The 14,312-nt window shown below is 72.2% G+C and carries 11 protein-coding genes; 4 read left to right on the forward strand and 7 right to left on the reverse strand.

All coding sequences use genetic code 11. The features are described 5' to 3' along the window. Positions 1 to 77 precede the first annotated feature (77 nt). The 5 genes from addB to Sp245p_RS02350 all read right to left on the reverse strand — a co-directional run bounded on the left by addB (position 78) and on the right by Sp245p_RS02350 (position 5,926). Positions 78 to 3,056, reverse strand: coding sequence for a double-strand break repair protein AddB (gene addB, locus Sp245p_RS02330; RefSeq protein ID WP_109138336.1), 2,979 nt, complete (start codon positions 3,054 to 3,056; stop codon positions 78 to 80). Between the two features lie 126 nt (positions 3,057 to 3,182). Continuing rightward, on the reverse strand, positions 3,183 to 3,962 hold the full coding sequence (locus Sp245p_RS02335; RefSeq protein WP_014238661.1) for a nucleotidyltransferase family protein: 780 nt from the start codon (positions 3,960 to 3,962) through the stop codon (positions 3,183 to 3,185). A 2-nt stretch (positions 3,963 to 3,964) separates the two neighbouring features. Next, entirely contained in the window at positions 3,965 to 4,978 is a 1,014-nt protein-coding gene (locus Sp245p_RS02340; protein WP_041810829.1) for an aminoglycoside phosphotransferase family protein, read from the reverse strand. Next, complete coding sequence (gene tsaE, locus Sp245p_RS02345; RefSeq protein WP_052584205.1) at positions 4,975 to 5,475, reverse strand: tRNA (adenosine(37)-N6)-threonylcarbamoyltransferase complex ATPase subunit type 1 TsaE; 501 nt, start codon at positions 5,473 to 5,475, stop codon at positions 4,975 to 4,977. Before tsaE ends, Sp245p_RS02340 begins: the two co-directional genes overlap by 4 nt. Before the next feature lie 19 nt (positions 5,476 to 5,494). Next, on the reverse strand, positions 5,495 to 5,926 hold the full coding sequence (locus Sp245p_RS02350) for a hypothetical protein (RefSeq protein WP_014238660.1): 432 nt from the start codon (positions 5,924 to 5,926) through the stop codon (positions 5,495 to 5,497). A 223-nt stretch (positions 5,927 to 6,149) separates the two neighbouring features. Here Sp245p_RS02350 and Sp245p_RS02355 point away from each other — a divergent pair, with 223 nt between their 5' ends. Further along, positions 6,150 to 7,172 carry an NAD(P)/FAD-dependent oxidoreductase gene (locus Sp245p_RS02355; protein ID WP_014238659.1) on the forward strand — a complete coding sequence of 341 codons (1,023 nt, stop codon included), beginning with the start codon at positions 6,150 to 6,152 and terminating at the stop codon, positions 7,170 to 7,172. 244 nt (positions 7,173 to 7,416) lie between these two features. On the opposite strand, the gene Sp245p_RS02360 is transcribed toward Sp245p_RS02355, so the two are convergent. Next, positions 7,417 to 7,971, reverse strand: coding sequence for a Spy/CpxP family protein refolding chaperone (locus tag Sp245p_RS02360; protein WP_014238658.1), 555 nt, complete (start codon positions 7,969 to 7,971; stop codon positions 7,417 to 7,419). Between the two features lie 186 nt (positions 7,972 to 8,157). On the opposite strand from Sp245p_RS02360, the gene Sp245p_RS02365 reads away from it, so the two are divergent. The 3 genes from Sp245p_RS02365 (at position 8,158) to Sp245p_RS02375 (ending at position 11,868) form a co-directional block, all read left to right on the forward strand. Beyond that, a complete protein-coding gene (locus tag Sp245p_RS02365) occupies positions 8,158 to 8,883 on the forward strand; it encodes a response regulator (protein ID WP_014238657.1) in 726 nt (241 codons plus the stop codon). 1 nt (position 8,884) lies between these two features. Next, complete coding sequence (locus Sp245p_RS02370; protein WP_014238656.1) at positions 8,885 to 10,264, forward strand: ATP-binding protein; 1,380 nt, start codon at positions 8,885 to 8,887, stop codon at positions 10,262 to 10,264. A gap of 242 nt (positions 10,265 to 10,506) precedes the next feature. Further along, positions 10,507 to 11,868 carry an NAD(P)/FAD-dependent oxidoreductase gene (locus Sp245p_RS02375; RefSeq protein ID WP_014238655.1) on the forward strand — a complete coding sequence of 454 codons (1,362 nt, stop codon included), beginning with the start codon at positions 10,507 to 10,509 and terminating at the stop codon, positions 11,866 to 11,868. A 9-nt stretch (positions 11,869 to 11,877) separates the two neighbouring features. Here Sp245p_RS02375 and Sp245p_RS02380 read toward each other — a convergent pair whose 3' ends face one another. Then, complete coding sequence (locus tag Sp245p_RS02380; protein ID WP_014238654.1) at positions 11,878 to 14,274, reverse strand: sensor histidine kinase; 2,397 nt, start codon at positions 14,272 to 14,274, stop codon at positions 11,878 to 11,880. Positions 14,275 to 14,312: the final 38 nt, after the last annotated feature.

Consider the following 14,312-nt stretch of genomic DNA (forward strand, 5'->3'; position numbering starts at 1 on the left):
CTGCACAGGGGAGGGCCTTGATTCCCTCCCCTGCGAAAGCGGGGGAGGGTTAGGGTGGGGGCAAGAACGCCGGTCCATCACCCCTCACCCCCATCGCCACCGGCCGACCATTCCTGCACCCGCGCGAGGTGGGCGTAGTCGGTGTAGCGCGGCGCCATGGCCGGGCGGGGGCAGGAGCGGTAGGGGGTGGCGGGGTCGTCGAAATGGCGGATCAGCTCCTCCAGACCGGCGCGGGCCTCGGCGGCCAGAGTCGCCGGGTCGCCCTTCACCGCCTTCTCCTCGCCCGGCGGGTCGCCGCCGGACAGGCGCCAGAAAGCCAGCTCGGCCACCCGGTTCTTCGCAACCCCGGCGAAGCCGCCGGCCTCGGCCATGGCGGCCTCCAGCGGCAGCTGCGGGGCGAAGCCCAGCTCGATCTCGCGGGTCGAGGGCGGGGTGCCGGTCTTGTAGTCGATCAGGACCAGCCCCTCGCCGCCCGAATCGATGCGGTCGGCCTTGGCGGTCAGCAGGAAGGGGCCGGCGGGACCGCTCAGCGTCAATTCGCCCGACACCTCGGTGGCGAGGGGCTTCAGGGTGCGGCGGCGGTCGCGCTCCAGCCCGACGAACCACTCGGCGATGCGCTCGAAGCGCGGCCACCAGAAGGCCCAGACGTCGGGATGGCTGTGCAGCAGCGGGCCGAAGGACTCGCGGCCCATCGCCAGCAGCCGGTGCGGCGCGTCGTCGGGCAACTGGCTTGGATAGGCCTTCACGAAGGCATCCAGCGCGGCGTGGATGAACTGGCCGCGGTCGGCGGCGCCGGGATCGGCGGCGATGGGGTCGAGCTTGCGCAGGCGCAGCACATGCTCGGCGTAGATGGCGTAGGGGTCGCGCATCCACTTCTCGATCTTGGTGACCGACAGCTTGCGCGGGCGGGCGGACACCGGCGGGCGCGGCTCCGGCGGGGCGACGGGGCGCACGGCGTCGGGCTCGTCCAGCCCGCGCGCCCAGGCCAGCCAGGGCTCCCCGGCCAGCTCGATCCGCCCGTCCAGACCCAGCGCGCGCAGCACCGTCTCCAGCCGCAGCAGCCAGCGCGACGGGACGGTCGGCGTGCCGTCCACCCGCTCCGCGCGGGTCAGCACGACCTCCTCGGCGCCGCAGGCGTGGGTGAAGTCGTGGGCGGACAGGCCGACCATGCGCTCCGGGCTGGGCAGGCCGAAGTCGCGGCGCATCGGGCGCGACATCCAGGGATCGGCGTCGGGGTCGGGCGGCCAAGTCCCCTCGTTCAGCCCGCCGAGGACCAGCAGGTCGAAATGCTGAAGGCGGGCTTCCATGGGGCCGAGGATGTAGAGGCGCGGGTGTAGGCCGAAGCGCGGGCGCACCGGGCGCATCGCCATCAGCGCGTCGAGCAGCGCCGGATAGTCCTTGCCGGGAACGGCGGGGAAGCCGTCCACCGCCTCCAGAAGCTCATGGACGAAGGTCGCGGCCTCCTCGCCGTCGTCCTGCCGCCACAGGAATTCCGACCCCGGCGCGTCGGTGCGCGAGGCCAGCGCCTCCGCGAAGGCGACGTGCGCGCGGACGAGGTCGCCGAGCGGGGCGTCGCTGAACAGCACCTCCATGAAGGGGGCGGCGAGCGTTTCCAGATTTTCCAGCCAGCCGAGCAGGGCGGCCTGCTGGTCCGGGTGGTCGAAGCGGTCGGCGGCCTTCAGGGCGGCGATCAGCCCGGCGAAGCCCTCCGCCGGGCGGGGGCCGCGCAGTACGGTGCGCTCCAGCGCGCGGGCAGAGCGGCGGAACTCCGCCGGGTCGTGCCCGCCGGCGGCCAGCGGGTGCTTGGCGAGCGCCAGCAGGGCCAGCGGGTGGGCGCGGCTGGCGGCCAGCTCGGCGCTCAGCCGCAGATAGGTGCCAACCGCGGTGTGGACCAGCGGCTGGCCCGCCGAGTCGTTGACCGCGATGCCCCAGCGGGTCAGCGCCATGGCGACCCGGCGCGCGAGGTTGCGGTCGGGGGAGACCAGCGCCGCCGTCTTGCCCGGCGTCTCCAGCGCGTGACGGAGCAGGAGGGCGATGACCGACGCCTCCTCTTCCGCGGTCGGGGCGTCGATGCGGGTCAGCCCCTCCAGGGCCGCGGCGTCCAGCCCGTCCAGCTCCCGCCAGCTTTCCGTGGTGGCGGCGGGGCGCATGGCCTCGGCCAGCAGGCGGGCGCGGGCGGCCCGCGGCTCCTCCGCGTCGTTCCAGCGGCGGACGGCGGCGCGGCCGACCGACAGCCGGTCGAGCAGATGGGCGAGGCCGTGTTGCGGGTGCGCCTCGTCGGCGCGGATGGCGTCCCAGCTCGCCTCGTCGGCCTCCAGGTCGAGGCCGGGCAGGACGACGGCGCCCTGCGGCAGGGCGGCGACCACCGCCAGCAGGTCGGCGGAGGCCGGGATAGAGCCGGTGGAGCCGGCGGCGATCACCAGCCCCTGCGGCGGCTCCGCCCGCCAGAGCGCGGCCTGGGTCTGGAGCACGAGGTTGCGGCGCTGTGCGGGATCGGTCAGCGCGCTGGCGCCGAGGATGGCCGGCCAGTGCTCCGTGACGATCTTCAGGAACTCCAGCGTCACCTGCCAGTGCTGGGCGTAATCCTCCGGCACCAGCGAGGCCAGCCGGTCGAAGGCGACATCCTCCGTCCACACCGCGTCGATCAGCCGCCCCAGATCGGCGCCCAGCCGCACCGCCTGCGCGGTGGTGGCCGACACGCCGGTCGCCTGGAGGATCAGCCGGGCCAGCATCATCTGGCGCTTCAGCCCGCTGATCGGGTCCGGCAGCTCCAGCGGCACGCCGGGCAGCTCCTCCGCCGAGGTCAAGCTGAGGGAGGCGGCGTCCAGCTCGCCCAGCGGGCTCATCCGCGGCAGCAGCATCGGCTGCCCGCCGGAGCGGCGCAGGAAGGCCTCGCGCAGCGAGCGGCAGGAGCGGCGCGTCGGCAGCAGGACGGTCACCCCGGCCAGCGCCAGCGGGTCGTTCCCCACACGGTCCAGGATGCCCACGGCGAGCTGGTCCACGAAGGACACGCCGGTGGGAATCGAATAGACCTTGGGCTCCGCCCTGCCGCTCATGCCTGCCCCGGAAGCTGTATCGTCAGACGCGCGAGGATACTAGATGTGGGGCAATGACACCACAAAGCGTCAAGGAATACAAAAATTCTCACAAAGGGGCGGCCAAGCGGTCGGTCCGGTGGCCGGTCAGGTGGTGACCACCGACACGTCGCTCATCGACAGCATCTCCTCCGTCTCTGCCAGCGCGTCGGGGGTGCCGATGTGGAACCACAGCCCGTCATGGGCGAGGCCGAAGAGGCGCCCGGCCTCCTGCGCGCGGTCCCAGACGCGGTTGGTGGAAAAGGCGCCGTCGGGGGTGTCCTGCCCGAACAGTTCCGGCTTCACGATCTGGACGCCGGCGTAGACGAAGGGGGCGATCTCCTGCTCGCTGCGCCGGGTCAGCCGGCCCAGCGGGTCCATGTGGTAATCGCCACGCCCCTCGTAGCCCACCGCCTTGGTGGTCGCCATCAGCAGCAGAAGCGCGTCCATCTCGTCCGGGTTCCAGTGGCGGGCCAGCCGCGCCAGCGTGGGGGAGGGGCCGTCGAGCCACAGGATGTCGGCGTTGACCACATAGACCGGGTCGGTGCCGAGCAGCGGCAGGGCCTTCTTTACGCCGCCGCCGGTCTCCAGCAGCGTGTCCTCCGGCGACAGGGTGATGGCCGGGCTGGTCCGTCCCGCCAGATGGGCGGCGATCATCTCGCCCTTGTAATGGCTGTTCACCACGGCGGAGGCCACGCCGGCCTCCTCCAGCCGGTCGAGCGCGTGGTCGAGCATCGGCTTGCCCATCACCGGGATCAGGGGCTTCGGGCGCTCCAGGGTCAGCGGGCGCATCCGCAGGCCCAGCCCGGCGGCCATCACCATGGCCTTGGCGGGGGCGGTGGTCACAGGCGGCGTCTTGGTACGGGTCTTCTTCGAGACAGGCGACATAATCAATCCGGCTCCGGAACAACAAGCTCCGCGCGGGTACCCGGCGGCAGATGACGGGCAAACCAGTCGGCGACCGGGGCCAGTTCGGGCTTGGCGAGCTGGCCTTCCAGAAGCCGCCAGACGCGCGGCAGGTGAAGGAGATAGCCGCGTCGGCGCTGCAACGCCAGACGCACGAAGATGGCGACGATGCGGGTGTGCCGGATCGCGCCCAGCACCGCGTAGGAGCGGCGGAAGGCGCCCCAGTCCCGATCCGGGAAGGCGGCGCGGTAGCGGTCCAGCAGAACGCCCTCCAGCCCGGCGGGCAGGTCGCGGCGGGCGTCCTCCAGCAGCGACACCAGATCGTAGGCGACGGGGCCGAGCCCGGCGCTCTGGTAATCGATCAGCCCAGCCGCCCGCGGGCCGGGTCGGGGCAGCCGCATCACGTTGTCCACATGGTAATCGCGCAGCAGCAGCGACTGCGGCCCGGCGCAGGCTCCCGGCACCACCGCGTTCCACGCCGCGTCGAAGTCGGACCGCGCCTTGTCGGACAGCGGTTTTCCGGTCGCCGCGGGCATGTAGACGTCGGCGAACAGCGCCACCTGCTGCGTGAACAGCGCCGCGTCGTAGAGCGGCAGGTTCAGGCGGACCGCCTCCTCCACGGGGAAGCGGCGGTGCAACTCGATCAGAACGTCGGTCGCCAGTTCGTAGAGCGGGCGCGACTCCTCCCCGGCGTTCAGCAGGCGGGTCAGGGTGCCGTCACCGAAATCCTCCTGGATGGCCAGCCCCGCCTCGACCTCCGCCGCCAGGATGGCGGGGACGGAGAAGCCCAGCCGGTCCAGGGTGGCTCCGATGGCGATGAAGGGCACCAGATCCTCCGCCGGGACGGGGGTGTCGACGAGGATCAGCCTCCCGCCGTCCGGAGTCGTCAGGCGCTCGTAGCGACGTGCCGAGGCGTCGCCGGCCAGCGGCTCCCGCTTGGCCCCCTCTAGCCCGTGGCGGGCGAGGAAGGCGGCGATCTGTGACGCGCGGTCGATCACGGCCGCTCCAGTCCTGTGAGGTCGAGGGCGTGCAAGCGCGCTTCCCAGGCGCCATGGCCGGTCAGGGTGGCGCGGCGCTCGGCCGGCCCGGCGAAGCTCATCGCGACGTCGAGACGGTCGGCGGGCAGCAGCGGACCCAGCCGGTCCGGCCATTCCACCAGCAGGACGGCCTCGGCGCGGGCCTCGTCCCAGCCCAGCTCGGTCACCTCGTCGGGGCCGGACAGGCGGTAGAGATCGAAATGCCAGACCGGGCCGATGTCGGTGTCGTAGGTCTGCACCAGCGTGAAGGTGGGGGACGGCACCTCCGCGTCCTCCTCCGTCACGGCGCGGATCAGGGCGCGGCACAGGGCGGATTTGCCGGCGCCCAGGTCGCCGCGCAGGGCCACGAGGTCGCCGGGCGCCAGCGCCGCGGCCAAGCGGCGGGCCAGCGCGGCGGTCGCCTCCTCGCTCGGCAGCGAGACGGCGCGCGCGTTGGGGGGGGATTCGGTTTGGGTCATCGTGTCAAACAGGGTCGGATCAACGTCGCGAGGCGGCCTTGCGCGGCACCGGGCCGGGGGCAGGGGCGGGGGCGGGCTCCGCCGCCTCGCCGCGCTCTTCCACCAGACGCGGCGGCTTCTTGAAGTTCATGGTGATCATCAGCGTCAGGGCGCCGTTGATCAGGTGGATCATCTTGTCGGATTCGACGGGCAGGGGGATCTTGCGCCCCATGCAATAGGACACCAGCGCCGCCGCGACCTCGGACTCGTGCAGCGGCATGCTGCGGTCGTCGCCCTCGTCCCCGGTGACCTGGATCAGCGTCTCCACCCCGCCGCCGCCGGGCTGGCCGGGGCGGTAGGTGACCTTGCCGACCGTGCCGCTGGGCAGCGGCTCCTTCATCCGGCGGCGGCGGTCGAGCACGGCCTTCACGACCTCCTGGTCGGTGAACACGAGGCAGCGCAGCTCCTTCATCGCCAGTCCTTCATCGCGGCCGCTCCGGCACGGGGGGAAACGGGCAAATCCTACCCCACCGAGACCGCACGCCCAGAAGGAAATCGGCGGGACCGCACCCATTTTGCGCGCACCGTTCGCCCTGCCCGTGCAGGGTACTGGTGACGGCGGGGTTGACCGGGGGCGCGAAACCGGACAATTGAAGGCGTCATCGTTCCCCCGTTTGCACAAGGCAGCGCGTCCCATGTCGCACACCGTCCATCGCACCGACGTCGTCATCGTCGGCGCCGGCCCCGTCGGTCTCTTCGCCGTGTTCGAATGCGGCATGCTGAAGATGCGATGCCATGTGGTGGACGCGCTGGACATGGTGGGCGGGCAGTGCACCGCGCTGTACCCGGAAAAGCCCATCTACGACATCCCGGCCCACCCGGCCATCGAGGCCGCCGACCTGATCGACAAGCTGGCGGAGCAGGCCGCCCCCTTCAGCCCGACCTATCACCTGGGCCAGCAGGTCGAGAAGCTGACCCGGACGGACGAGGGGCGCTGGCTGGTGGAGACCAGCATCGGCACGCGCATCGACACCCAGGCGGTGATCATTGCCGCCGGCTGCGGCGCCTTCGGTCCCAACCGCCCGCCGCTGGACGGGCTGGAGCAGTATGAGGGCACGTCGGTCTTCTACATGGTCCGCCGCAAGCAGGACTTCGCCGGCAAGCGCGTGGTGATCGCCGGCGGCGGCGATTCCGCCGTGGACTGGACGCTGTCGCTGGCCGACGTGGCGGAGAAGGTCTACGTCGTCCACCGCCGGCCCAAGTTCCGCGCCGCCCCGGAAAGCGTCGCCCGCATGGACGTCCTGGTCCGCGAGGGCAAGGTGGAGATGGTGGTGCCCTATCAGCTCTCCGGTCTGGTGGGGGAGAACGGCCAGCTCTCCGCCGTGCGCGTCGCCACGCTGGACGGCGAAGAGAAGGACCTGCCGGCCGACGCGCTGCTCGCCTTCTTCGGCCTGTCGATGAATCTGGGGCCGATCGCCGAGTGGGGCCTGAACCTGGAGCGCAGCCACATCGGCGTTAGCCTGCCCGGCTGCGCCACCAGCGCCCCCGGCGTCTACGCCATCGGCGACATCGCGACCTATCCCGGCAAGCTGAAGCTGATCCTCTGCGGCTTCTCCGAGGCGGCGCAGGCGGCCCACGCCATCCACCCGCTGGTCCATCCGGGCGAGGCGCTGCACTTCGAATATTCGACCTCCAAGGGCGTTCCCGGCGCCGAGTAAGAACGGAAACGGGCCGCCGGGGGTACCGGCGGCCCGCTCCGTCAACGGCTGACGGGAGGCATGACAGGGGGTCTGCATTCGAAGTTTCCCTCTCCCCTCTGGGGAGAGGGTTAGGGTGAGGGGGGTGCGCTTTTGCCGGACGTCCCGACACGCACAACCCCCTCACCGGCCCTCCGGGCCACCCTCTCCCCGGAGGGGAGAGGGTTCATAAAGTCCGAATGCGACAGCCTTGGGGGGCAAGGGATCAGCCGCCGCGGGGGCCCTTGTCGGGACCCGGGCCGGGTCCGGGGCCGTGATGGCGCATGCCCGGACCGCCCATGCCACCGCCCATCATGCCGTGCCCGGCGCGGTCGAGGAAGCGGTCGGCCTGCTTCTGCTGGTCCGGGGTGAGCTGGGCGTAGAGGTCGGTCGCCGCCGGGCGCACCTGCTGAAGCTGGGCGAGGCGGGCCGACATCATGGCCTCCATCCGCTCAAGCCGGGCCGGGGCCGCGGCGGGCATCGGCTGGTCCTTGTACTTGGCGCAGAGGTCCTGGGTGGGCTTCTGGCTCGCCTTCGCGGCGTCGGCGAACTTGGTCCAGGCGGCGCGCTGCTGGTCGGTGATGTTCAGCTTCTTCTCGGCGTAGGCCAGCATGCCGGCCAGCCGGGCGTCCTGATCCTCGCACATCCGGGAGAAATGCCGGCCGCCGTCCGGACCGGGGCCAGGGCCGGCGCCGGGACCCGGCTGCTGCTGGGCGAAGACCGGCACGGCGAGGCCGAGGCCGAGAACCAGCGCGGCGGTGGTCATCATAGCGCGTTTCATGGGGATGCTCCTTGTTATCGACGGGGTCTTGCGTTCCCGATGACCCCGATGATGGGCCGGCAACGTATCCGGTTGATGTCCGGCCTTCCGTGAATTGGTAACGCTGTGTAACAGCCGGCCTCCCCGTAACGTGGCGTTACACATTTCTTCTTCACCCCGGCGCCCGTGCGTCGGATCATGCGTTCCATGGACCGCACACCTCACCTGCTGGTGGTCGACGACGACCGCGAAATCCGCACCCTCCTGTCGCAGTTCCTGACGCGGCACGGCTTCCGCGTGACCGGGGCCAAGGACGGGGTGGAGATGATGCGCACGCTGGACAGCGCGCGCGTGGACCTGATCGTGCTCGACCTGATGATGCCGGGGGAGGACGGGCTGAGCCTGTGCCGCCGCCTGCGCGCCGCCCCCGAGACGGCGCAGACGCCGGTCATCATGCTGACCGCGATGGGCGAGGAGACGGACCGCATCGTCGGGCTGGAGATGGGCGCCGACGACTATCTGGCGAAGCCCTTCAGCCCGCGCGAGCTTCTGGCCCGCGTCAAGGCCGTGCTGCGCCGCGCCTCCGGCCCGCCGGTGTCCGGTGGTGCGGCGGGCAAGACGCTGGGCTTCGAGGGCTGGACGCTCGACCTCGCCAAGCGGGAGCTGCGCTCGCCCGACGGGGTGCTGGTGCAGCTCTCCGCCGGGGAATACGACCTGCTGGTCGCCTTCGTGGAGCATCCGCAGCGGGTGCTGACCCGCGACCAGCTTCTCGATCTGGCGCGCGGGCGCTCGGCGGTGCCCTTCGACCGCTCCATCGACGTGCAGGTCAGCCGCCTGCGCCGCAAGATCGAGCCCGACCCCGCCGACCCCACCATGATCAAGACGGTGCGCGGCGGCGGCTATCTGTTCACCCCGGCGGTGACGGGGGCCTGAGATGGAGACTGCCCGCAAGAGCCGCCTGCTGGTGGCCCGGCGCTGGCTGCCGGATAGCATCGCCTCCCGGCTGGTGCTGACGGTGGTGCTGGCGCTGCTGCTGACCCAGGCGGTCAGCGCGCTGGTCTATCTCACCGACCGTCCTCCGGGACCGCCGGCCCACAGCATGCGCGTCCTCGTCCAGCGCGTGACGGCCATCGTCCAGCTCGTGGAGAGCACCCCGCCGCCGGAGCGGCGGCGGCTGGTCAAGGCGATCGACGACCCCGTGCTGCGGGTGGATTGGAATCCCGAGACGCCGCGCTTCGCCAACCAGCGCGAGGGCTTTCCCTTCGACCGGCTGCGCCGGGCCATCCGCGGCGAGCTGGACGATCCCGACCGCGCCGTGGTGGTCGAGGTCCGGCGGGAGCGCCCCATGCCCGGCCCCTTCCCGGTGGACGAGCATCGCTGGGGCGCCGACGTCCGGCTGTCGGTGGGGCTGAAGGACGGGTCCTGGCTGACCTTCGTCGGCGGCGACCCGCTGGAGGGGCCGTTCCGGCTGCTGCGCTTCGCGCTGTGGATGGCCGGCATCGTCGGGGCGGTGGCCCTGGTCTCGGTCTGGACGGCGCGCCGCATGACCGCCCCCATCGCGCGCTTCGCCGACGCGGCGGAGCGGCTGGGCGTGGACGGCGAAGCGCCGCCCCTGCCGGAGGCCGGCCCCCAGGAGCTGCGCGCCGCCACCCGCGCCTTCAACCGGATGCAGGCGCGTCTGGCCCGCTTCGTCGCCGACCGCACGCAGATGGTGGCGGCGATGAGCCACGACCTGCGCACGCCGCTGACCCGCCTGCGCCTGCGCGCCGAGCTGGTCGAGGACCCGGAGATGCAACGCAAGATGCTCGCCGACCTCGACGAGATGGCGGCGATGATCAACGCCACGCTGGCCTTCGCCCGCGACGACGCCAAGCACGAGCCGCGCGGCCCGCTCGACCTCGCCGACCTGCTGCAGAGCCTGTGCGACGACCGTGTGGACGCCGGTCACGAGGCGGCCTACGAGGGGCCGGCGCACGCGACGGTGGACGGCCGCCCGGTGGCCTTGCGCCGCGCCTTCGCCAACCTGATGGACAACGCCATCGCCTATGGCGGCGGCTTCACCGTGCGCTTGCGGCCCGCGGACGGGGAGCTGCGGGTGGAGATCGAGGACGGCGGTCCCGGCATCCCGGAGGAGGAGTTCGAGAAGGTCTTCGCCCCCTTCTACCGGCTGGAACGCTCGCGCTCCCGCGACACCGGCGGGGTGGGGCTGGGTCTGGCCACCGCCCGCACGGTGGTGCGCGGCCACGGCGGCGACATCGCGCTGGCGAACCGCCCGGAAGGCGGGCTGCGGGTGACGGTGACCCTGCCGCGGTGAGCTTTATGGACTTCGCCGAGGCATCAATCTCGGAAGCTTTGCCCCCACCCTAACCCTCCCCCGCTTCGCAGGGGAGGGGATAAGCTCCCTCTCCTGCGAAGCGGGGGAGGGAAGGGGCCCATGCGCAGCATGGGAAGGGTGGGGGCAACCGTGGCCTCTGTTCAGGTTCCGGAATGCACCGCAACATCGGCGGCGCATCGGCGTTTAACGGTGCAGGATCAACGTCACCGGAGGTTGCCGCCGTGCCGCAGATCGACCGCACCCCCGCGCCCGTGGACAGCCGCCCCCATGTCGTGATCGTCGGGGCGGGGTTCGGCGGGCTGGCCTGCGCGGAGGCCCTGGGCGGGACGAACATCCGCGTCACCATCATCGACCGGAACAACTATCACCTGTTCGTGCCGCTGCTCTATCAGGTGGCGACCGCCGCCCTGTCGCCCGCCGACATCGCCGAACCGATCCGCCGCATCGTCAGCCGCCACCCCAACATCGACGTGGTGATGGGCGAGGTGACCGGGATCGACCGTACGGCCAAGCGGGTGGAACTGGCCGACGGCAGCTTCGTCCCCTACGACCGGCTGGTGCTGGCGACCGGCTCCTCCTACAGCTATTTCGGGCACGACGACTGGGCGGAGATCGCCCCCGGCCTGAAGACCATCGAGAACGCCCGGCGGATCCGCGCCCGGCTGCTGATGAATTTCGAGCAGGCCGAGATGTGCGAGGACCCGGCCCGGCAGAAGGCGCTGATGACCACCATCGTGGTCGGCGGCGGCCCCACCGGGGTCGAGATGGCCGGGGCGGTGGCCGAGCTGGCCCGCTTCACGCTGGCCCGCGACTTCCGCCGCATCGACCCGCGCACCGCCCGCGTCCTGCTGGTCGAGGCCGGGCCGCGCATTCTGTCCACCTTTCCGGACGACCTCGGCCAGTACGCCCGCCGCAAGCTGGAGGAGCTGGGCGTCGTCGTGCTGACCGGGCAGGCGGTGGAGAGCATCACGCCGGAGGGCGCGACGGTCGGCGGGCGCTTCATCCCGGCGGGGGCCATCGTGTGGGGTGCCGGGGTCAAGGCGTCGCCCGCCGGCTCCTGGCTGGGGGTGGAGACCGACCGCAGCGGGCGCATCCCGGTCGACGCCGACATGGCGGTGCCGGGCGTGCCCGACGTCTACGCGCTGGGCGACACGGCGGCGCTGGCCGGCGACGACGGCAAGCCGCTGCCCGGTCTGGCCCAGGTCGCCAAGCAGCAGGGCGAGCATCTGGGCGGCGGGCTGGAGGCCAGCCTGCTGCGCGGCCAGCCGCTGGAGCCCTTCCGCTTCCGCAACCGCGGCAACACCGCTATCGTCGGGCGCAGCGCCGCCGTCTTCGATTTCGGGACGCGCAAGCTGAAGGGCTGGTTCGCCTGGGTGCTGTGGGCGATCGTCCACGTCTATCTGCTGGTGAACTTCCACAAGCGGATGCTGGTCACCATGCAGTGGCTGTGGCGCTGGGCCACCTACCAGCGCGGCGCGCGGCTCATCACCACCGACCGTCCGGTGTCGGCGTCCGAGTCCGTCACCTCGCCGCATGGCGGGAGCGCCGAGCCCTTCCGCGACGCGCGGCGCGGCCAGGGCTGACCGGACAGGTCAGGAAGCGGGCGGCAGCGGCAGGACGCAGCGGAAGCGGGTGCCGTTGCCCGGCCATTCCTCGACCTCCAGCCGCCCGCCGTGCAGCTCCATGACGTTGCGGACCAGCGACAGGCCGAGCGCCGCGGCGCCGCGCGGGTCGTTGCGGTCGTAGCGCGAGGGCAGGGCGGCCTCGCCCGGCCCGGCTCCGCTGCCCACGGTCAGCACGAGAGTCCCGGCGGTCCGCTCCCCCGACAGCAGGATGCGGCGGTCCGTCGGCGGGTGGCGGATGGCGCCGACGACCAGGGTGAACAGCGCCTGCTTCAGCCGCCGCTCGTCGCCCTCCATCTCGCCCAGCGAGGACGGGGCGGTCAGGTCGAGGCGCAGCCCCTCGCGCCGCGCCCACTCGCGGGTCAGCTCGCCCACCGTCTCCAGCAGGTCGGGCACGTCCACGGTGCCGCGGTCCAGCGTGGTCACCCCGGCCCCCAGGCTGGTCATGTCGACCACGTCGTCGATCAGCTCCAGCAGCCGCTCGCCCGCGTTCAGGACGCCCTTCACATACTCGATCTGGCGCGGGTTCAGCTCCCCGAAATACTGGTTCGCCAGGACCTCGGCGAAGCCGATGATGCCGTTCAGCGGGTTGCGCAGATGGTGCGAGACGTTGGCGATGAACTCGCTTTTCAGCTGGTCGGCGGCCTCCAGCGCGGCGTTGGAGGCGCGCAGCGCCTGCTCCAGCCGGGCGCTGTCGGTGACGTCGAGATAGCTGTTCAGCACCGCCCCGTCGGGCAGCGGCAGGGTGGAGAACTCCACCACCGACCCGTCCGCCCGCTCCAGCCGGCCCGAGCGCACGGCGCGCTCCAGCGTCGCGCCGATCATCTCGTCCTTCAGGCTGTCCCAGTCGCCGCCATTCTCCAGGAAGGGCCGCATCCGCTCGAACAGGCTGGAGATGTGCGGCTCGCCCAGCAGGTCGTCGTCGTCGAGGTCCCAGACGCGCGCGAAGGCCGGGTTGGACAGCTTCAGCCGGCCGTCGCCGCCGAACACGGCGATGCCCTCGGCCAGATTGTCCAGCGTCTCCTGCTGCACGGCGATCAGCGTGTTGTAGGAGGATTCCAGGGCCAGCGTGTTGGTCACGTCCTCCAGGATCTGCATCAGCCCGCCCAGCGGGTGGGGGGCGGCGAGGCTGCGCAGCGTCGTGCCGTCCGGCAGGTGCATCAGTTCCTCGACCGGCTCCAGCAGGCGGGTGTAGCGGCTCAGCCGCTCGCGCTTGTAGCTCTGGTAGTCGGCGTATTCGGGCAGGCGGCGGCGGGTGCGCAGCTCCTCCAGGATTTCGCCGTGGGTGGGCTGGCTGCGCAGCCAGGACTCCTCCAGGTCCCACAGCCGGGCGTAGGCCTGGTTGAAGAAGGTCAGCCGCGTGTCGGCGCCGAAGATGGCGATGGCCGCGCCCAGCCGCTCCAGCACCTCGCCATGGGCGGCGAGGTGGCGGCTCAACTCGCCGCGCATCTCCTCCACCGCCGTGACGTCCAGCGCGTAGCCGACGACCAGCGTGCCGCCGCCGTCGGGGGCGGGCAGGGGGGCCTCGGTGACCTCCAGCAGGCGCCGCTCGGTGCCGATGACGGCGGAGACCCGCTCCGACTGGGCGACCCCGCTGCGAAGCGCGCGTTGCGCCAGGGAGCGCCCGGCGTCGCTCAGCTCCTTGCCGCTTTCCGGCACGGCGGCGGGGTCGGAATCCACGGCACGGGCGTAGGCGCGGTTGCACCAGGACAGCGTCTGTCCGGCACCGCGCAGCCACACCGGCAACGGCAGGGCATCCACCGCCGCGCGCAGCTCGGCCAGCGCCGATTCGGCGTCGCGCTGTTCGCGGGTGAGCGTCTCCCGCTCGGTGCAACGGTCGGTGATGTCCTCCAGCCAGACGACGTTCTGGTGTCCGGCGTCCCGGTGCCCGGCGCCTTCCGTTCCTTCGGACAGCCCGCCGGCCCGCCGCCCGCTCAGCAGCAGGCGCCGCCCGCTGCGGGTCGTCGCCTCGATTCGGAAGCCTTCCCCCGCGGCGCGCAGGCGACTGACGGCCTCGGCGACCCGGGGGGCGTCGGTGTCGGCGAAGGCGCCCGCGATGTCCTGGCCGGGCACGACGCCGAGCAGCCCGGCGCAGCCCGGCGCCGCGCTGACGGCGCCATCGGCGCTCCAGGCGCACCAGGGGTGGGGGGAGGCGGCCAGCAAGGCCTCCAGACGCGCCACGTCGGCCGCCAACCGGTCGCTGCGGCGGCGCTCCCTGCCGGTCCAGAACAGTCCGCCGAAACCGGCGGCGCCGAGGACGCCGGCAAAGCCCAGCACGGCGGGCGAGCCGGAGGGCCCGGCCATCAGGCCGACTCCCACCGCCAACCCCAGCGCGGCGAAGGCGTATGATCGGGTCAGAACATTCACGCGGGTGAGACTAGTCCACGCCTCCCGGCGGGGCAAGG

Source organism: Azospirillum baldaniorum (genome assembly GCF_003119195.2).
GTDB lineage: Bacteria > Pseudomonadota > Alphaproteobacteria > Azospirillales > Azospirillaceae > Azospirillum > Azospirillum baldaniorum.

Coding starts and splice junctions, on each gene's coding strand:
- addB (WP_109138336.1), bottom strand. CDS start 3,056: ATGAGCGGCAGGGCGGAGCCCAAGGTCTATTCGATTCCCACCGGCGTG.
- Sp245p_RS02370 (WP_014238656.1), top strand. CDS start 8,885: ATGGAGACTGCCCGCAAGAGCCGCCTGCTGGTGGCCCGGCGCTGGCTG.
- tsaE (WP_052584205.1), bottom strand. CDS start 5,475: ATGACCCAAACCGAATCCCCCCCCAACGCGCGCGCCGTCTCGCTGCCG.
- Sp245p_RS02365 (WP_014238657.1), top strand. CDS start 8,158: ATGGACCGCACACCTCACCTGCTGGTGGTCGACGACGACCGCGAAATC.
- Sp245p_RS02360 (WP_014238658.1), bottom strand. CDS start 7,971: ATGAAACGCGCTATGATGACCACCGCCGCGCTGGTTCTCGGCCTCGGC.
- Sp245p_RS02335 (WP_014238661.1), bottom strand. CDS start 3,962: ATGTCGCCTGTCTCGAAGAAGACCCGTACCAAGACGCCGCCTGTGACC.
- Sp245p_RS02355 (WP_014238659.1), top strand. CDS start 6,150: ATGTCGCACACCGTCCATCGCACCGACGTCGTCATCGTCGGCGCCGGC.
- Sp245p_RS02350 (WP_014238660.1), bottom strand. CDS start 5,926: ATGAAGGAGCTGCGCTGCCTCGTGTTCACCGACCAGGAGGTCGTGAAG.